20 protein-coding genes are annotated in these 18,101 nt (G+C 69.5%); 9 read left to right on the top strand and 11 right to left on the bottom strand.

Going from position 1 to position 18,101, the window contains the following annotated elements; genetic code table 11:
- Positions 1 to 35 precede the first annotated feature (35 nt).
- Positions 36 to 713: an MBL fold metallo-hydrolase gene (locus ACWESM_RS19055; protein ID WP_364427421.1), complete on the bottom strand. Its 678-nt coding sequence runs from the start codon at positions 711 to 713 to the stop codon at positions 36 to 38.
- 30 nt (positions 714 to 743) lie between these two features.
- On the opposite strand from ACWESM_RS19055, the gene ACWESM_RS19050 reads away from it, so the two are divergent.
- Entirely contained in the window at positions 744 to 2,717 is a 1,974-nt protein-coding gene (locus tag ACWESM_RS19050) for a TPM domain-containing protein (protein ID WP_452492895.1), read from the top strand.
- A gap of 79 nt (positions 2,718 to 2,796) precedes the next feature.
- Here the strand turns inward: ACWESM_RS19050 and ACWESM_RS19045 are convergent, their stop codons facing one another.
- Positions 2,797 to 4,059: a phthiocerol/phthiodiolone dimycocerosyl transferase family protein gene (locus ACWESM_RS19045; protein WP_452492893.1), complete on the bottom strand. Its 1,263-nt coding sequence runs from the start codon at positions 4,057 to 4,059 to the stop codon at positions 2,797 to 2,799.
- A 66-nt stretch (positions 4,060 to 4,125) separates the two neighbouring features.
- Between ACWESM_RS19045 and ACWESM_RS19040 the strand changes: the two genes are divergently transcribed.
- The 3 genes from ACWESM_RS19040 (at position 4,126) to ACWESM_RS19030 (ending at position 5,988) form a co-directional block, all read left to right on the top strand.
- Positions 4,126 to 4,740: a TenA family protein gene (locus tag ACWESM_RS19040; RefSeq protein ID WP_364427412.1), complete on the top strand. Its 615-nt coding sequence runs from the start codon at positions 4,126 to 4,128 to the stop codon at positions 4,738 to 4,740.
- A 92-nt stretch (positions 4,741 to 4,832) separates the two neighbouring features.
- A complete protein-coding gene (locus tag ACWESM_RS19035; protein ID WP_364427409.1) occupies positions 4,833 to 5,558 on the top strand; it encodes a DUF899 domain-containing protein in 726 nt (241 codons plus the stop codon).
- A 43-nt stretch (positions 5,559 to 5,601) separates the two neighbouring features.
- Positions 5,602 to 5,988 (top strand): DUF1707 domain-containing protein, encoded by a 387-nt coding sequence (locus ACWESM_RS19030; RefSeq protein WP_355072496.1) that lies wholly within the window; start codon positions 5,602 to 5,604, stop codon positions 5,986 to 5,988.
- 48 nt (positions 5,989 to 6,036) lie between these two features.
- Here ACWESM_RS19030 and ACWESM_RS19025 read toward each other — a convergent pair whose 3' ends face one another.
- Positions 6,037 to 7,428 (bottom strand): glycine--tRNA ligase, encoded by a 1,392-nt coding sequence (locus tag ACWESM_RS19025; RefSeq protein WP_355072494.1) that lies wholly within the window; start codon positions 7,426 to 7,428, stop codon positions 6,037 to 6,039.
- 194 nt (positions 7,429 to 7,622) lie between these two features.
- On the opposite strand from ACWESM_RS19025, the gene ACWESM_RS19020 reads away from it, so the two are divergent.
- From ACWESM_RS19020 to ACWESM_RS19010, 3 genes are all read left to right on the top strand, one after another.
- Complete coding sequence (locus ACWESM_RS19020) at positions 7,623 to 7,973, top strand: ArsR/SmtB family transcription factor (RefSeq protein ID WP_039796803.1); 351 nt, start codon at positions 7,623 to 7,625, stop codon at positions 7,971 to 7,973.
- A 3-nt stretch (positions 7,974 to 7,976) separates the two neighbouring features.
- Positions 7,977 to 8,411, top strand: coding sequence for a Fur family transcriptional regulator (locus ACWESM_RS19015; RefSeq protein WP_355072492.1), 435 nt, complete (start codon positions 7,977 to 7,979; stop codon positions 8,409 to 8,411).
- 127 nt (positions 8,412 to 8,538) lie between these two features.
- Entirely contained in the window at positions 8,539 to 9,504 is a 966-nt protein-coding gene (locus ACWESM_RS19010) for a hypothetical protein (protein WP_452492890.1), read from the top strand.
- 113 nt (positions 9,505 to 9,617) lie between these two features.
- Here the strand turns inward: ACWESM_RS19010 and ACWESM_RS19005 are convergent, their stop codons facing one another.
- On the bottom strand, positions 9,618 to 10,589 hold the full coding sequence (locus ACWESM_RS19005) for a hypothetical protein (RefSeq protein ID WP_452492888.1): 972 nt from the start codon (positions 10,587 to 10,589) through the stop codon (positions 9,618 to 9,620).
- 102 nt (positions 10,590 to 10,691) lie between these two features.
- Between ACWESM_RS19005 and ACWESM_RS19000 the strand changes: the two genes are divergently transcribed.
- Positions 10,692 to 11,309 carry a TetR/AcrR family transcriptional regulator gene (locus tag ACWESM_RS19000; RefSeq protein ID WP_355072488.1) on the top strand — a complete coding sequence of 206 codons (618 nt, stop codon included), beginning with the start codon at positions 10,692 to 10,694 and terminating at the stop codon, positions 11,307 to 11,309.
- Between the two features lie 8 nt (positions 11,310 to 11,317).
- Here ACWESM_RS19000 and ACWESM_RS18995 read toward each other — a convergent pair whose 3' ends face one another.
- From ACWESM_RS18995 to ACWESM_RS18970, 6 genes are all read right to left on the bottom strand, one after another.
- The gene (locus tag ACWESM_RS18995) at positions 11,318 to 11,923 is read right to left on the bottom strand and encodes a response regulator transcription factor (protein WP_355072486.1); all 606 of its coding nucleotides are present in this window, start codon (positions 11,921 to 11,923) and stop codon (positions 11,318 to 11,320) included.
- A gap of 12 nt (positions 11,924 to 11,935) precedes the next feature.
- Positions 11,936 to 13,120 (bottom strand): sensor histidine kinase, encoded by a 1,185-nt coding sequence (locus ACWESM_RS18990; protein WP_452492886.1) that lies wholly within the window; start codon positions 13,118 to 13,120, stop codon positions 11,936 to 11,938.
- Between the two features lie 231 nt (positions 13,121 to 13,351).
- Positions 13,352 to 14,125, bottom strand: coding sequence for an ABC transporter permease (locus tag ACWESM_RS18985; protein WP_355072482.1), 774 nt, complete (start codon positions 14,123 to 14,125; stop codon positions 13,352 to 13,354).
- Position 14,126: 1 nt separating this feature from the next.
- The gene (locus ACWESM_RS18980; protein WP_452492884.1) at positions 14,127 to 15,068 is read right to left on the bottom strand and encodes an ABC transporter ATP-binding protein; all 942 of its coding nucleotides are present in this window, start codon (positions 15,066 to 15,068) and stop codon (positions 14,127 to 14,129) included.
- A gap of 76 nt (positions 15,069 to 15,144) precedes the next feature.
- Positions 15,145 to 15,555, bottom strand: coding sequence for a YbjN domain-containing protein (locus tag ACWESM_RS18975; protein ID WP_355072967.1), 411 nt, complete (start codon positions 15,553 to 15,555; stop codon positions 15,145 to 15,147).
- A 14-nt stretch (positions 15,556 to 15,569) separates the two neighbouring features.
- On the bottom strand, positions 15,570 to 16,379 hold the full coding sequence (locus tag ACWESM_RS18970; protein WP_356964902.1) for an isoprenyl transferase: 810 nt from the start codon (positions 16,377 to 16,379) through the stop codon (positions 15,570 to 15,572).
- Positions 16,380 to 16,510: 131 nt separating this feature from the next.
- On the opposite strand from ACWESM_RS18970, the gene ACWESM_RS18965 reads away from it, so the two are divergent.
- On the top strand, positions 16,511 to 16,891 hold the full coding sequence (locus tag ACWESM_RS18965; RefSeq protein WP_355072476.1) for an Aca2/YdiL-like domain-containing protein: 381 nt from the start codon (positions 16,511 to 16,513) through the stop codon (positions 16,889 to 16,891).
- A gap of 285 nt (positions 16,892 to 17,176) precedes the next feature.
- Here the strand turns inward: ACWESM_RS18965 and recO are convergent, their stop codons facing one another.
- Positions 17,177 to 17,950: a DNA repair protein RecO gene (gene recO, locus ACWESM_RS18960; protein ID WP_452492883.1), complete on the bottom strand. Its 774-nt coding sequence runs from the start codon at positions 17,948 to 17,950 to the stop codon at positions 17,177 to 17,179.
- Positions 17,951 to 18,101 lie beyond the last annotated feature (151 nt).

The raw sequence follows: 18,101 nt of genomic DNA, 5'->3' as shown, positions 1-18,101 counted from the left end.
CGCGCAGGCCCCGGACCGGTTACCGTCAGGGGCGGTTACCAGCCGCGGTCTCGCCAAGCCGGAAGGCTGGGACGCTCGGCGCCGAGGGTGGTGTCGTCGCCGTGGCCGGGGTAGACGACGGTGTCGTCGGGGTAGCGGTCGAAGAGCTTGGCCGAGACGTCGGTGAACAGCGAGCCGAAGTCCTCCGGGGAGGTGGTGCGCCCGACGCCGCCGGGAAACAGCGAGTCCCCGGTGAACAGGTGAGTGCGTCCCGCCCCGTCGGTGAGTGCGAGGGTGATCGACCCCGGCGTGTGGCCGCGCAGGTGGATGACCTCGAAGACCAGATCGCCGATGGTGACGGTGTCGCCCTCGGCGAGCAGCCGATCGGGGCGGACCGGCAGCGGGTCGGCGTCGAGCGGGTGCGCCGCGGTGGGAGCGCCGGTGGCCGCGGTGGTCTCCCGCAGCGCCAGCCAGTGGTCGCGGTGCTGATGGGTGGTGACGATCAGCTGGACCTGCCCGGGCGCCTCCTGCTCGACGAGGGCCGCGATGCGGGGCGCCTCGTTGGCGGCGTCGATGAGCAGGGCCGCGCCGGTGCCGGTGCACTGCACCAGGTAACAGTTGTTGTCCATGCCGCCGACGGACATCTTGACGATGCGGGCGCCGGGGACGTCGCGCTGCTGCGGATTCGAATCCGGTGACACGTGGCCGCTGTACGGGCGATCGATGGTGATCACGAAATGATGCTAGCGAGCTAGATTCGTGCCATGTCACTGCCGTCGCGGATCCGCTTCGTCCGCTTGCTCGCGATCAGCGTCCTACTGGCCGCGATCGCCTTGCTGGGCGCTCCGACGATCGCGGCGGAACCGCCGCTACGGATGAACACCTATGTGGAGGATCCGGCCGGTGTGCTCGACCAAGGTCAGCGCGATCGGGTGCGCGGTGCGGTGGACCAGCTCTACGCCGACGAGCAGCTGCGGCTGTGGGTGGTGTACGTGCGCGGCTTCGACGGGATGCAGCCGCGGGACTGGGCCAGGCGCACCGCCTCGATATCCGGGTTCGGCCAACGGGACCTGCTGCTCGCGGTCGCCACCGAGGATCGCGCGTATTGGCTGGAGGGCGAAGTGCCCGGCGAGATCAGCGATTCCGAACTCGACGACATCCTGATCGGCCACGTCGAGCCGGCCCTGCGCGACGGGCGCTGGGCCGACGCGGGGGTCGCGACCGCCGCCGGACTGGACGCGGCCATGCGCGGCGGCGGGGTGAACGTCGGCGCCCTGCTCGTCATCGGCCTGCTGGTGATTCTGGTGGCGGGCGGCCTCGTCTGGTACGCGCGCAGACGGCGTCGTGAACGGTTCGAGGCCGAAGTGGCGGCGGCACGGCAATTGGATCCGGAGAACGCGACGGCGCTGTCCGAACTGCCGTTGGAAGCGCTGCAGACCCGCTCTCGGGAGACGCTGGTGGAGATCGATAACGCGATTCGCACCAGCGGCGAGGAACTCGAGCTCGCCATCGGCGAGTTCGGCGCCACCGCCACCACGCCTTTCCGCACCGCCCTCGACAACGCGAAAACCGCTGCCGCCGCGGCGTTCGCGATCCGGCAGCGCCTGGACGACGCGATCCCGGAGACAGCCGACGAACAGCGCTCGCTGCTGGTCGAGCTGATCGGCACAGTGGGGCGCGCCGACCGGGAACTCGACGCGCAGGTGGCGGAATTCGACGCGATGCGCGATCTGCTGCTCAACGCCTCGGCTCGGCTGGACGCCCTCACCAGAGATGTCGTCGACGTGACCGCCCGGATTCCCGGCTCGGAAACCGAGCTGAGCCGGCTCGCCGCCACCCATCCGGCCAGTGTGCTCGCGCCGATCGAGGACAACGTGCGGATGGCACGCGAGCGCCTGACGTTCGCGGAGCAGAACGTCGACGGGGGACGTGCCGCGCTCACCGAGCCGGTCGGCGAGCAAGGCGGCGCGGTCGCCGCCATTCGTTCCGCCGAGGCCGCGATCGGTCAGGCGCGTTCCCTGCTCGACGCGGTCGACAACGCGTCGAGCGCCATCCAGCAGGCCCGCGACGGCCTGCCGGGTGTGCTGGACGAGTTGCGCCGCGACCTCGCCTCCGCCGCCGAGCTCGCCGACTACGGCGGGCCGGAACTGGCCGACGCCCGCACCGCGGCGCAGTCCGCTCTGGAGCAGGCGACGGCCACGGGCGACATCGATCCGCTGAGCGCCTTCCACGACGCGGTCACCGCCGACGCGGATCTGGACCGCGCCGTCGCGGGGGCCACCGACCGCAAACTCGCCGCCGAAGACCTGCGGCGCAGGCTCGATCGAGCGCTCACGGACGCTCGCGCCCGGATCGGTGCCGCCGCCGATTACATCAGCACCCGGCGCGGCGGCATCGACGCCGAAGCGCGCACCCGCCTGTCGGAAGCACAGCGCAACCTCGACGAGGCGCAGCAATCGAGCGCGAACGATCCCGCCGACGCACTGCGGCGCGCGCAGGCGGCGGCGGATCTGGCCGGGCGCGCGCTCCAAGCGGCGCAGGCCAGCGTGCGGGCATGGGAGGCGGACCGGGCGCCCTCCGGCAGCGCCCAGACCGGGGCGGTGCTCGGCGGCATCCTGCTCGAAGGACTGCTGCGCGGGGCGGCGAGCGGCGCTCGGCACTCCGGGGGCGGCTGGAGCCCCGGCTCGTACGGTGGTTCCTCCGGTTCCCGGCGCATCGGCCGTGGCGGCAGATTCTGAACGGCTCGATCCTGCCACCGGGTGCGGCCGTAGACCGGGACCGGTCGATGGCTCAGCAGGGAACCGGTCCTCGCACCGGTCAGCGAGCGCCGGCCGCGGACAGGGCGGTCAACTCCGCCCGCACCGCCTCGGGCAGGCCGTCGGCATGCGCGCCACCACCGAGCACGCCCACGATCAGCTCCTGCGCGAACGTGTAGACCAGATAGGTGACCGCGGCCGACGCGCCCGCGGACGGGCGGGGATGCGCCGAGACGTAGACGATCTCGTAGTCGGTGAGCTCGAGCGTGGCCGGTGTGCGGAACACCGGGACGACGCCGGTATTGGTCACCGCGATATGTCCGGCCAGCGAATGAATCCTGTTGGCACCGTAGTAATCCGGGAAGTGCAGCACGGACTGCTGCACGATGCCTTCGGACAGGTCGCGCGTCAGCCGACTCGAAATGCGCTGTGCCAGTTCGACCGGGCTGGCGGCTGGATCCACCTCGCCCGCGAAGGAAGCCAGCCCGGCCATGTTGGTACCCGCCGAGGCGGCGACCGGCGGCTCCAGCCTGTTGCGCAGGTCGACCGGATACAGGCAGCCCAGAGCTGTTGTGCCGCCGCCTGTCTCACGAGCGTACGCGCGCAGCAGTGCGGCGGTGAGCAAACCGTTCACCGTCACACCGGTCTTGCGTGCGAGATCGGCGATCTGCGCGGTAGCCGCCCGGTTGAGCCGCACGCGTACAGGACGGGCGAGTGTACTCGGCGCGGGTTTCGCGTTATCGGACGGCACGTTCCTCGCCTCCAGCGCAAGCGGCTTGGTCACCTCCTCGAATCCGGACTTCGCGGCCGCGGTGATGCCCCGTTCCGCCGCATACCACTCCAAAGACTGCGGGAGCGCTTGTGGCGCAACGTTTATCGGCCGACCTTCGAGAACGCCGGTATAGAAATCCCATAGTCGGGACAGCAGTTCCACACAGTAGCCCGCGTCGGCGACGCTGTGGTGAGCGAACAGCGTGACACGCCACTCGTTCGCGCCCGAGCCCACGACGTCCAGATAGGCCAGCTGGACCGCCGGATCCATCGCGGGAACTCCGATCGCCGCCAGGTCGCCCGCACGCACGGAAACCGGGATCCATGCCCTCTCGTCAGCGCCGAACAGATATCCCAGTCCCGCAGCGTCTTCCACGATTCTGCAGCCGATCACCGGATACGCGCGCCGCAAGGTCGCGAATGCCTCCCGCAGCGCCGTCACATCGAGCGCTCCCCGTACCGACACCGACCGGCCCGTGTAGGTGCCATGCCGAACGAACCGCTGCTCCGACGGCGCCAGCACGCGAATCGGAGCTTCCTCATCCCACAACACACGGCAAGGGTGCGGCACTACCGGCACGGGCGCAAACCGACCGGGCGGATGCGGAAGACTGCCGGTATGAGTCTCGCGGCGCATCTGGAGCAAATCGGCCTTCCCACGGTGGAGGAACAACTCGCCCATCCCACCGTGCTCGGTATCGCCGAGGGCACTCTGCCCGAACCGGTCTTCCGGTCCTGGCTGGAGCAGGACTACCTGTTCCTGCTCGACTACGTCCGCGTGTTCGCCCGCCTCGCGTGGCAGGCTCCGGCCGCCCATCTCGGTGATCTGGTCGACCTCGCGCACGCCACCTACCACGAGGAGCTGTCGCTGCACCGCTCGCTGGCCGCCGAGTTCGGCGCGGACCTCGACGGCGCGGTCAAAGGCGCTCCGTGCACCGCGTACACGGCGTTTCTGCTGGACTCCGCCGCGTCCTACGGCGAGGGTCTCGCCGCGCTCTACCCGTGCATGTGGGGATACTCCACGCTCGGCGCCCGGCTCGCCCAGCACCCGCCCGCCGAACCGCGCTACCGCCGCTGGGTGGACACCTACGCCGATCCCGGATTCGCCGCCCTCACCCGCCGCTGCGCGCAGATGATCGACGAGTCCGGGGCCGATCCGGGTCGGGCGGAAGACCTGTTCCGCGAAGGGCTCCGGCACGAGCTGGCGTTCTGGGACGTTCCGCTCCGACCCTGATCCCCGGACGAATTCCTCGGTCCACCGATGACTCCTGCCGGGCGGCTCCGTCTACCTGTACAGAGCACTGTCCCGGCATCGAGGAGACCCTTATGAACCGCCCCACTGTGGCATCGCGCGAGGAATGGCTGGCCGCGCGTATCAGCTTGCTGGCCGAGGAGAAGGCGATCACCCATCGCTTGGACGAGCTGGCGGCGAAACGCCGTGCCCTGCCGATGGTCGCGATCGACAAGGAATACGTCTTCGAAGGTCCCACGGGCCGCACGACCCTGCCCGAACTGTTCGACGGGCGCCGCCAGCTCATCGTCTACCACATGATGTGGCGCTGGGATCTGGACGCGGGCTGTCCGAGCTGCGCGATGCTGCTCGACAACGTCGGCCACCTGGCCCACCTGAACGCGCAGGACACCACCTTCGCGGCCGTGTCACGCGGTCCGTGGGAGACGCTCGACCGGTACCGCGAGCGCATGGGCTGGACCTTCCCGATGTATTCGTCGTTCGACAGCGACTTCAACTACGACTTCCATGTCACCCAGGACGAATCCCGCGCGCCGGTGGAATACAACTACCGTACGAAGGCGGAGTTGGAGGCACGCGGCCACAGCTATCACGGAGCGGGCGAACAGCCCGGCACCAGCGTGTTCTGGCGTGACGACGACGGCGCGGTGTTCCACACCTACTCGTCCTACGGCCGCGGCGGCGACATCCTCATCGGCACCCACCAGTACCTCGATCTCACGCCGTTGGGCAGGCAGAAGCACGTCGGCGAAGCGCTGCACCACGACAGTTACGGCAAGGTGGAATCCCATTGCCACTGACGACCACTCCGCCCCACCGGCCGAGTGGACCTAGGCTGACACGGTGAGTCAGGAGCACATGCGGGCGTCCGACGCCGATCGCGAGAAGATCATCGACCGGCTGCGCCTCGCTATGAACGAGGGCAGGCTGTCGCTCGCCGAATTCGATGATCGGCTGCAACAGGTATACGCCGCCAAGACCTACGGCGAGCTGACGCCGCTGCTGTCCGACCTTCCCGCACAACGGGAAGCACGGCCCGTGCGCGCCAAAGGCATCCCGCAGTGGATCACGATCATGTGGACGCCGTGGGTGTTCGTGAACGCGCTGTGCGTGGCGATCTACCTGGCCACCGGCGCGGGCTACTTCTGGCCGTTCTGGGTCGCGGTGCCGTGGGGTCTCGCGCTGCTCATCCCGACCACGATCGGCATCGTCACCCGCAAGAACAGCTGAAACGACAGCGCCCCGTGGCCCATCGGCCACGGGGCGCGGCGTCGTAGCTCAGGCGCCGATCAGGTGCTGGGCCAGGTAGCCCTCGACCTTGTCCAGCGCGATGCGCTCCTGGGTCATCGTGTCGCGTTCGCGGATGGTCACCGCCTGGTCGTCGAGCGTCTCGAAGTCGACCGTGATGCAGAACGGCGTGCCGATCTCGTCCTGGCGGCGGTAGCGGCGGCCGATGGCGCCCGCGTCGTCGAACTCGACGTTCCAGTGCTTGCGCAGCTGCGCGGCCAGGTCTTTCGCCTTCGGCGTGAGATCGGCGTTGCGCGACAGCGGCAGCACCGCCGCCTTCACCGGCGCGAGGCGGCGGTCCAGGCGCAGCACCGTGCGGGTGTCCACGCCGCCCTTGGCGTTGGGCGCCTCGTCCTCGGCGTAGGCGTCGACCAGGAAGGCCATCAGCGAGCGGGTGAGGCCCGCCGCCGGCTCGATGACGTACGGGATGTAGCGCTCGTTGGTGGTCTGGTCGAAGAAGCTCAGCTCGGTGCCGGAGTGCTCGGAGTGCGTCTTCAGGTCGAAGTCGGTGCGGTTGGCGATGCCCTCCAGCTCACCCCACTCGTTGCCCTGGAAGCCGAAGCGGTACTCGATGTCGGTGGTGCCCGCCGAGTAGTGCGAGAGCTTGTCCTTCGGGTGCACGAACAGCCGCAGGTTCTCCGCGTCGATGCCGAGGTCGGTGTACCACGAGAACCGCGTCTCGATCCAGTACTTGTACCACTCCTCGTCCTCGCCCGGCTTGACGAAGTACTCCATCTCCATCTGCTCGAACTCGCGGGTGCGGAAGATGAAATTGCCAGGGGTGATCTCGTTGCGGAAGCTCTTGCCGATCTGCGCGATGCCGAACGGCGGCTTCTTGCGCGCGGTCGTCATCACGTTGGCGAAGTTCACGAAGATGCCCTGCGCGGTCTCCGGGCGCAGGTAGTGCAGGCCCTCCTCGGACTCGATCGGGCCGAGGTAGGTCTTGAGCATCATGTTGAAGTCGCGCGGCTCGGTCCAGCGGCCGACGGTGCCGCAGTTCGGGCAGGCGATGAGCTCCATCGAGACCGTGTCGGGGTCGTCGATCTTGTTCTTCAGCGCGTACGCCTCCTGCAGGTGGTCCTGCCGGAAGCGGTGGTGGCAGTTGAGGCACTCGACCAGCGGGTCGTTGAACACGCCCACGTGACCGGAGGCGACCCAGACCTGACGGGGCAGGATCACCGAGGAGTCGAGACCGACGACGTCCTCGCGGGCGGTGACCATGGCGCGCCACCACTGCTTCTTGATGTTCTCCTTGAGCTCGACGCCCAGCGGCCCGTAATCCCACGCCGACTTGGTGCCTCCGTAGATCTCACCGCACGGGTACACCAGACCCCGGCGCTTGGCGAGGTTGGCAACGGTGTCCACCTTCGACTTGGGTGCCACGCGAGAATTCTCCATCCACTGCGAGTCGGAATTTGCCTTGCATGAACACAATAGTTTTGTGTCATAGCCGCGATTGCGCCCAGCCTATCGGCAGCGTCCGCGGCGGTTTCAACCGCACGGTTCGGCGCGCCCGTTTGACATGCGCACCTGTGCATACGCAAACTGGTAATGCTTTCCATTAAGGAGTTGGTGACATGACCGCCGAGACCGCCGCGGCACCGCCGCACAACCCGTATCGGTCGCCGGGACCGGCGCCGGTACCCCCGCGAACCGTGCTGGAGGACGCGGGTGAGCTGTTGCGGGCGCTGGCCGCGCCGGTTCGGATTGCTATCGTGCTGCAGTTGCGCGAATCACCGCGGTGTGTGCACGAACTGGTCGACGCGCTCGGTGTCACGCAACCACTGGTCAGTCAGCATCTGCGTATCCTCAAGGCCGCCGGTGTCGTGCACGGTGAGCGTTCGGGTCGCGAGGTGCTCTACGAACTCGTCGACGACCATCTGGCGCACATCGTCGTCGACGCCGTCGCGCACGCCGAGGAAGGGTGATTCGTGCCAGACAACACGGCCGTTCCGCAGAAACCGGTCGGCATCCGCAGCACCAGGCAGCGCAGCGCCATCGCCGCGCTGCTCGGTGACATCGACGAGTTCCGCTCCGCCCAGGACCTACACGACGAGCTGCGCAGACGCGGCGAGGGCATCGGGCTGACCACGGTCTACCGGACGCTGCAGTCGCTGGCCGACGCGGGCATGGTCGATGTGCTGCGCACCGACTCCGGCGAGTCGGTCTATCGCCAGTGCTCCACCGGCCATCATCACCACCTGGTCTGCAGGCATTGCGGTCGCACCGTGGAGGTGGAGGGCCCGACGGTGGAGGCGTGGGCCGAGGCGATCGCGGGCGAGCACGGCTTCACCGAGATCAGCCACACCCTCGAGGTGTTCGGCACCTGCACGGCATGCGGGACGGCGCGCCGACGCGACCGGTGATCGCACCGATTCCCGGCGTGTCGGGTTAACGCGGCTGCGACCAGCGGAGATTCACCGGCGAGATCCTCGGAAACCCGGGCCGATCCGGGCTCGATACGAAGGATCCGCCATCTGCTGGGGAGGCAGCGTGTCAACGATCACCGACTCATCCGTACGCCCGGTGCGCCGCCGGGCCGTGACCGTCGCCGGGGCCGCGCTCGTCGTGGCCTCGGCGTTATTGCTTTCGGCGTGCCAGGACGAGGACGGCACTCCGGTGACGGTCTCGTCGACCACCGCGACCGGAGTGGCCGCGGAGCCGGGCGGGGCGAACGGGCAGTCGACCGTCCGCACAGTCGGCAAGACCGGCTGGTACGACGGATTCGACATCACCGTGGACAAGGCGACCGTGGTGCCGGACGAATACGGCGGAGCGAAGGTGCGCGTCGACATCACCTACAAGAACACCACTCTCGACAACCACACGCTGAGCATCACGCCGTCGCTGCTGGTCGGCAAAGAGGTGGACGGCGGCGCGATCTTCGACAGCCCGACGGTGCCCGGCAACGGCTCCGCCACCGGCACCGCGACCACGTCCTTCAAGTCGGCCAAGGACGCCGAGCACCTCATCGACACGATGACCGTCGTGTACGGGTCGGCCGCCGACAACCAGACCAAGATTCCGCTCGCCGCGGCGGGCAAGGTGGACAGCGTCCAACCGAAGGCGCTGGCCGTCACCGGCACCCTCGTGCAGGACCAGACGACCATTCAGGTCACCGGCGGACGGATCAGCCCGAGCTACACCAAGGACGAGAACGGCAAATCCGATCTCGCACTGCGCATCAAGCTCGTCGGCGGCCCCGGCATCGCCGCGGGCGGCACGAACATCTTCTACGACTACTTCACCGTCCGGACCCCTGACGGCCAGACCGTGGCCGCCGACATCCGCGGCCCGATCAACGAGTTGCTCAACGCGAACGAGACCATCGACAACCCGAAGAACTACGTGGTCTTCGTGGTGCCCTCCCCTGGCACCGGCCCTTACACGGTGACGTACAACGCCCAGAAGCAAGAGGGCGCCGCCACCGCACCCACCCTGTCGTTCACGGTGGGCTGAGCCGACCACCCGGACTCGTGGCGCCACACGAGGACGAGAACAGCTGCGGCCGATCGTCACCGCGCTGACGGCGGGCCGCCCTCCCGCGAGGGCGACCCGCCGCGGTGACGGATTCAGCCGACCGGGATCGCGTCTCGGTCCGCGGCCTGCGCCTCGGCCGGACGACCGCGCACCGCCGCCCCACCGAGCAGCGCGAGCGCGACCGCGCTCCAGATCAGCAGTACCAGTAGCGGTCCGCTCGCGCCGGTGCCGTCGAAGAACGCGACCGAGCGCAGCAGCGACGCGGCTGCGCCGGGGGGCAGCCACTGGCCGACGGCGCCCCATGGTTGCGGCAACAGCTCCGGCGCCGACGTGGCCGCGGAGAACGGGTTGCCGACCAGCAGCATGGTGAGCGCGGCAATCCCGATGCCTGCTCGCCCGAGTACGGCGGCGAGCCCGACCACCGCGCCCGCGACCGCGAACGACACCAGCCCGCCGACCGCCGCGAGCACCGGATACGGCCCGGGCACCACCGACAGCCAGCCCTGGATGATCGCCATGCCGAGCAGTCCGCCCGCGACGCCGAAGGTGGCCAGTCCGAGCACTTTGCCGCCGATCGACGGGACCAGCAGTGCCAGGAGCACACCCGCCGCGATGCCGGACATCACCAGCGGCAACACCATCGCGCCGAAGGCCGCGCCCCGTGGATCGTCGGAGTCGGCCGCCACCACGTCCTCGACAGCTACGGCGGGCGCGCCGGAGAGCTGCTGCCCGATCTGGGTGAGTTGCTGTGCGACAGCGGGACTCGCGCCGGAGGCGACCAGCATGCGCGGCGGCCCGTCGCCGGTGACGATCGCCCCGTAGACCTCCCGGTTCCGAATGGCGGCGCGGGCGGCGGCCTCGTCCGCGGGCGTGCTGATCTCGAAGGCGCCCGGACTGTGCTCGGCGAGCTTGCCGGTGACCATCGCCGCCTGCGGACCGGTGACGGCCAGCGGCAGGTCACGGGGCGCGATGTGCGCGGCGGGCCAGGCGAACGCGATCAGCATCAGCGCTTGGAGCAGGGTGGCGCCGAGGCCCAGAGCGAACGCCCGCTGCGTGGTGTTCATGCCTTCTCCCTAAAAATCGAATGCTCGTTCTTTTTAGTTGCGCCTACCGTCGCACGGGGTCGTCCGGTTGTCAAGAACGGATATTCGTTTTATTTTGGGCTCATGCCCCGAGTCAGCGAAGAACACCTGGAGCGCCGCAGGCAGCAGATCATGGACGCCGCGCGGCGCTGCTTCGCCCGCAAGGGGTTCTACGAGACCTCCATGCAGGACGTGTTCACGGAATCAGGGCTCTCGGCCGGTGCGGTCTACCGCTACTTCAAGAGCAAGGACGAACTGATCACCGCGCTCGCCACGGAGACGACGGTGGCCTTGCGCATCGCCATGGACGAGGCGATCCGCCGCGATCCACTGCCCACGCCCGCCGAACTGATCACCATGATCGCCGAGGAGGTGGTGCGGCGCAGCGGGCCCGACGGGCCGGTGCGACTGGCGCCGCAAGCCTGGGCCCTGGCCCTGGTGCATCCCGGGGCGGCGGTGATGGTCCGCGAGACGATGCTCGCGATGCGCGCGCTGTGGGTGACCTACGCCGAACGGATGCGCGACAAAGGCTGGCTACCCGCAGACGCCGATGTCGACGCCGTGGCCAAGGCGATCATCGGACTGCTGCCGGGATTCATCCTCCAGCACCTCATCCTCGGCGATCTCGACCCGCAAACGCTGGCGCTCGGTGTGCGCACCCTGCTCCCCTACGGCGAGCCCGCGCGTCCGGCAGTCGGCTGACCCGCCCGTCACAGCCAGCCGAGACGTTCGGCCGCGCGCACCGCTTCCGCGCGCGTGCTCGTGCCGGTCTTGCCGATCGCCGACGAAAGGTGGTTGCGCACCGTGCCTTCCGACAGGTGCAACCGCTTCGCGATGGCGCTCGCGGGCGCACCGTCGGCCGCCGCGACGAGCACCTCGCGTTCTCGCGCGGTCAGCGGGGAGGTGCCCGCCGTCAACGTTTCCGCGGCCAGGCCCGGGTCGATCACCCGCAACCCCATCTGTACGCGCCGCACGGCGTCGGCCAATTCCCTGGCCGGAGTGTCCTTGACGACGAAACCGCTCGCGCCCGCGTCGATCGCGCGGCGCAGATAACCGGGCCTGCCGAAGGTGGTGACCATCAGAATCCGCACGTCCGGGTGGGCGGCGTGCAGTTTCTCGGCCACCGTGATGCCGTCCATCCCGGGCATCTCGACGTCCAGCAGCACCACGTCGGGACCGGTCCGCTCGACCGCGTCGAGCACCTCGTCGCCACGCCCGACCTCGCCGACCACCTCCAGGTCGTGCTCCAGCCCGAGCAGCGCGGCCAACGCGCCGCGCACCAAAGCCTGGTCGTCCGCCAGCAACAGCCGGATCATGGCACCCGCTTCCTATTCCGGGATCGTGGCGCGAATGCGCACGCCCCCGCCCTCCGGCGTCGACAGCGTCAGTGTTCCACCCGCGGCGCGCACGCGCTCCCGCAGCCCGGCCAGCCCCGAGCCGGACGCGCTGTCGGCGGGGAGGCCGCGACCGTCGTCGACCACCTCGATGGACGTCGCGGTGACGGTCACGGCGCAGCGGCGAGCGGCGCTGTGCCGGATCACGTTGGTGACCGCTTCGCGCAGCACCCAACCCAGCAGTTCGCCCGACGGTGCGTCCGGCAGGCTCGCCGGTTCCGGCAGTTCCGCGTCGATGCTCGCGGCGGCCAGGGCGGTCCGCGCGTTGGCCAGCTCGCCGCGCAACGACACCTCCCGCAGGCCTCCGACGGTCTCCCGCACCCCGGCCAGCGCTTCGCGCGCGAGCCGTTCGATATCGGCCAGTTCGGTCCGCGCACGGTTCGCGTCGACGTCGAGCAGTCGTTGGGCGAGTTCGGTTTTCACGGTGATGACGGTGAGCGAATGGCCGAGGATGTCGTGCACGTCACGGGCGACGCGATTGCGTTCCTCGATGATCTCCAGTTCCGCGCGCTGCCTGCGAGCCAGCTCGGCGAGCCGGTCGCCGCGGAACCCGAGCTGTCTGGCCACCCACACGACCACGGGAATGAACGCGAGGTAGAACGGCGTCCCGCCCAGATGCCACGACGGCACCGCGAACGGGGCCACCAGCATGATCGTCATGATGACGACCACGACGACGGCGGAAGTGCGCAGCGGAAGCACGAACACGGCGACCACCGCGACATAGAGCGCCGTGGGCAGACCGTCCCCGCCGAGCAGCGCCCCCATCGTCACGGACAACGCCACCGTCGCGGCCAGCAGCAGCCAGGCCCTGCGGTCGACCGGTAAGTCGTCGGGCGCGCCGTCCTTGGCGTACCTGCGGAACGCGACGAACGCGACGATGATCAGCGCCGCGAACGCGAGCACGCACGCGATGGCCGCCACCGCCTGCGCGGGCTCGCCCTCGGCCCAGCGCCGCCTGATCGGTCCGATCAGATAGGCCAGCCAGACCAGCGACATGACAGCGCCGAACCAGCCCCTGCGCCGTCCATCGGGACCGAACGACTGCCAGTCGAGCATGCCGTCCACCAGACCGGCGGACCTTCTCGGCCGCGCGCCGCCCGCCGTCTTCACGTCCATGCGCCACCTCGCTGCGGCCGGGCGGGACGGAGGCGGCGGTACACGGCTCGCCGGTCGTGGTCGATCATGGGAGGCGACGCTACCGGCACCGGTTCCCCCGGGATCGCGCATACGTGAGCACATCCAGACCGCACGCGCTGCCCTCCGACGCCACGGAACGCCGTCCCACCGCACCGGCCGCGCACGGCGGAACCGGCCGTCCAGGTAGCCGACCGGTTGCGCGGCCGGCGTTCAGCGCGCGGTGTCACGCCGGAACAACGCGGCTCCACCGAACACGAAGACCGCCGACCAGACCGCGACGTCGACCACCGCCCCGAGGACCGACCCGCCGCCGGTGTCGCCGAACGGCAGCCGGGCCAGCGTGGCTACGCCGTTGGTCGGCATCACCTTCGACACGGTCGCGAACCAGCCGTGCAGCGGCATGAACAGTCCGCCCGCGAACGACAGCGCCGCCAGCACCGGACCGAGCAGTTGCATCACGTTCTCCGACGGCAGCAGATAGCCCACGAACAGGCCGAAGGCCGCGAACACGAGCGAGCCGACCCAGGCGAGCAGAAAGCACTCCACCCACGCCGCGGGTGCGAGGTGGGCGCCGAGCGTCGCGCCGACCGCGAACACCGCGGCCACCGAGACGAGCCCGAGCGCCATCGCGACCACGACCTTGACCGCGATGTACGCCACCGGCCGCAGCGGTGTGAGCCGCAGCTGGCGGCTCCATCCCTGCGCACGCTCGACGGCGACCATCGCGCCGCCGCTGGTGGTGGCCAGCATCGCGCCGTACACCGCGATCGACACCATGACGTAGCCGGTCACGTTGCCCGAGCCGTAGGACTGGGTCCGGTAATCGGATTGCAGTCCGAAGATGACGAAGAACAACGGCGGCATGATCAGCGTGAAGATCAGGGTCCGCCGGTTGCGCAGCATGCGGCGCAGTTCCAGGCGCAGGAAGCCGAGGTTGAAGCCGCCTAGCGTGGTGGCGACGGGCCGGGAGACGAGTGTGGTCATGTCAGTGATCTCCTGCCGTGGTCAGCGCGAGGAAGGCGGTTTCCAGGTTGTGCGCGGTGATCTCCAGATCGACCGCGGCGGTGTGGTTCAGCAGGAATCGAGCGACGGTGTCGGAGTCCTTGGCACGCACCAGGATTCGGTCACCACGCAACTCGACGTCATCGACGCCGGGGATCACGAGCAGCCGGGCGGGGTCCGCGCCGGGCAGGGTCGCGGCGACGGTACGGCCCGCGGCCAGGTTCTTGATCTCGGCCGCGCTGCCGTCGGCGATGACCCGACCCGCGCGCACCAGCACGATGCGGTCGGCGTAGGCGTCGGCCTCGTCCAGATAGTGCGTGGCGAACAGGACGGTGCGGCCGCGCCGCGAATCCTCCCGCATCGCGTTCCAGAACTCCCGGCGCCCTTCGACGTCCATACCGGTGGTGGGTTCGTCGAGCACGATCAGCTCCGGGTCCGGCAACAGCGCCAGCGCGAACCTGAGTCGCTGGCGCTGGCCGCCGGAGCACTTGCCCACCATGCGATCGGCGATCCCCGCGATGCCCGCGCGGGCGAGCACCTCCTCGACAGGGCGCGGACTCGCGTGCAGCGTGGCCACCAGCCGCACCGTCTCCGCGACGGTGAGGTCAGGCAGCAGGCCACCGGATTGCAGCACCGCGGCGACGCGGCCTGCGGAGACGGCTCGCTCCGGCGCCGTTCCGAAGACCGCGACGGTGCCCGAATCCGGACGCGCCAGGCCGAGCAGCAGGTCGATAGTGGTGGATTTGCCCGCGCCGTTCGGACCGAGGAAGGCGACGATCTCCCCCGGCTCGATCACCAGGTCGAGCCCGTCGACAGCGTGCACCACGCCGGCCGGGGTGCGGAAACTCTTGCGCAGGTCGCGCAGCGCGACGGCGGGCGCGGGCCGCGTCGGACTCTGGACCGCGGTGGTCGTTGCTGAAGTCATGCCTCTACGGTCGCGGGAAACCCGCCCCGGAACCTCGCACGGCTGTCACGACTTCGACATGACAGATGTCATGCCCTCAGGGCAGCAGACCCTGCCTGGCCCGGCTCGCGTTGGACAGCACGAGCAGCAGCATGGTGGTGAGCGCCTTGTCGTCCAGCCCCGCGGCGGGGAAGGTGTAGCGCAAGATGACGTCCGCGAGCTTGCCGTGGCCGATCACGGTGAGTGAACCGAACTGCAGCGCGTTGTTGCGTTCGGCGACCCGCTTGTGCAGCTGCGGTTTCAGCTGACGATCCCAGGCCAGCACGCAGGTGAGGCTCAGCACGTCCAAGCCCGGCGCCAGATTCACCGCGCGCAGCGACGACAAGGCGCCCTCGTACTCGAAGCCGAGCGACCCTTCGGCATCGACGCGCACGTCGATGCCGTAACTCGACAGGCAGGCCCCGGCCCGTGCCTGCAGTTCCCGGTCCGGGGTCACCGCCGCGTCCATGTCCGCGCCCCCGCTCACTTCGTGCCGCCGAAACGGCGGTCCCGCGCGGCGTACTGAAGGCACGCCTCCCACAGGTTGCGGCGATCGAAATCGGGGAAAAGCGTGTCCTGGTAGACGAATTCGGCGTAGGCGGACTGCCAGATGAGGAAATTCGAGCTGCGGAACTCGCCCGAAGGGCGCAAGAACAGGTCCACGTCCGGCATGTCGGGTTCGTCCAGGTATTTCGCCACCGTCGCCTCGGTGACCTTCTCCGGGTCGATCTCGCCCGCCGCCACCCGGCGCGCGATCTCCCTTGCCGCGTCGGCGATCTCGGCGCGGCCGCCGTAGTTGACGCACATGGTCAACGTCATCACCGTGTTGTCCTTGGTGAGTTCCTGGGCGACCTCCAGTTCCTTGATCACGCTGCGCCACAGGCGCGGTCGCCGCCCCGCCCAGCGCACCCGGACGCCCATCTCGTTCATCTCGTCGCGGCGCCTGCGGATCACGTCACGGTTGAAGCCCATGAGGAAGCGCACCTCCTCGGGGCTGCGCCGCCAGTTCTCGGTGGAGAACGCGTACGCCGACAACCATTTGACGCCGATCTCGATGCAGCCCTCCACGGTGTCCATCAGCACCGCCTCGCCACGCTCGTGCCCGGCGGTGCGCGGCAATCCGCGCTCCTGGGCCCAGCGCCCGTTGCCGTCCATGACGAGCGCGACATGGTTGGGCACCAGTTCCGGCGGCAGCTGCGGCGGCCGAGCTCCCGACGGATGCGGCGCGGGCGGACGCACGGCGCCCGCGGGCTCGGGGTCGGTCGCGGTGGCGGAGTCTCGGCGGAGGATCACGGCCTCTATCCTGCCTGATCGCCCGCGCCGCCCCCACTGCCCCGTTGCTTCCTCACGAATTCCACGGTTCCGACCGGCACCGGTGACTTATTCTTTTCCATATCGTGATACTGGGGAGGGGTTTCTCGAACGTGACCGATTTACCAGGGACCGGAACCGCGGCAGGTTTCCGCGCCACTCGTGAGTTGCTCGGCCTCCCGGTCCCGTGGTGCGCGCGGTTCTTCGCGGTCGCGGAACGCACCGTCGAGCGGTGGGAGAAGGGGGCCTTCCAGATCCCCGACATCGTGGCCCGCGAGCTCGCCGCCATCGCGGACGAGACCGAACAGGTGGTCGAGGCCATGGTCGATGCCATCGACGCCGGGGAGATCTCTCCTCGCCTGCACACCTACCGGACCAACGACGACTACTCCAAGCACGAGCCGGACACCCGCTACCCGGCAACCTGGCATCGTGCCGTGTGCGCCCGCGTCATGAACGAGTTGCCGCAGGTAGAGCTCCAATTCGTGGAGTAGGCGGCTGCCTCGCCTTCGCTCGGCCCGGCGCGGGCTGAAGACGGGCCCCGCGCGACAGCACCCTCCCCTGCGGCTGCCTCGCCTTCGCTCGGCCCGGCGCGGGCTGAACAACGGACTCCGCCCGACAGCACCCTCCCCTGCGGCTACCTCGCCTTCGCTCGGCCCGGCGCGGGCTGAAGACGGGCCCCGCCCGACAGCGCCCTCCCCTGCGGCTGCCTCGTTTCAGCTCGGCCCGAGGACGAGCCCCGCCCGGCAGCGCCTCCCCCGCGACTGCCTAGCCTCCACTCAACCTCGCGCGACTACATGCGGGGTTCGCGCGGCTGTGTCCTTGGATCGCTCGATCAACGGCAGGGTGCGCAGCTGACGTTCCAGGTGCCACTGCAAGTGCGCCGCGACCAGCCCGCTGGCCTGCCTGCGCACCGCCTCAGGCGTCGCCTCGACCTGCTCCCACTCCCCGCGCAGCAACGCCACCAGCAGATCGAGCACCCCGGGGGCAGGCGTCGCCGCACCCGGTGGACGGCAATGCACGCACACCGCGCCTCCGGCCGCGACATGGAAGGCCCGATGCGGGCCCGGTGTCGCGCACTTGGCGCATTCGTCCAATGCGGGCGCCCAGCCCGCGAAACCCATGGCGCGCAACAAGAATGCGTCCAGGATCAGTTCGTGCGGGCGCTGTTTGGCCGCGATGGCACGCAGGGCGCTCGCGGTGAGCGCGTGCAGCCGGGGCGCGGGCGCACGCTCCTCGCCCGCCAAGCGTTCAGCGGTCTCCAGGATGGCGCACGCGGTGGTGTAGCGCCCGTAGTCATCGATGATGTCGGCGGCGAACGCCTCCATCGTGTGCACCTGGGTAACGGTGTCCAGCGTGCGTCCGGGGTGCAGTTGCACGTCGATATAGGAGAACGGCTCCAACCGGGCCCCGAACCTCGATTTGGTCCGCCGCACCCCCTTGGCGACCGCGCGAACCAGTCCGTGCTGTCGGGTGAGCAGCGTGACGATGCGATCCGCCTCGCCCAGCTTGTGCTGGCGAACCACTACCGCCTCGTCCCGATACAGCCGCACCAGTGGAGTCTAATGCTGTGTTGTTTGGCCGCGCCTTCGCGCGGCGTGTTCGCGGCCCTCTTATGGCTCGCGTGTGCGCGACCGCCGCTTGCTCCTTCGTCGCGTACGCGGCGGCCGCGCACACCCCATCCCATCCGCGAACCGCGCATGC

It is taken from the genome of Nocardia sp. NPDC003999 (genome assembly GCF_053604885.1).
Note: the sequence above shows the minus strand (reverse complement) of the source record. Positions and strands in the feature narration are given on the sequence as shown.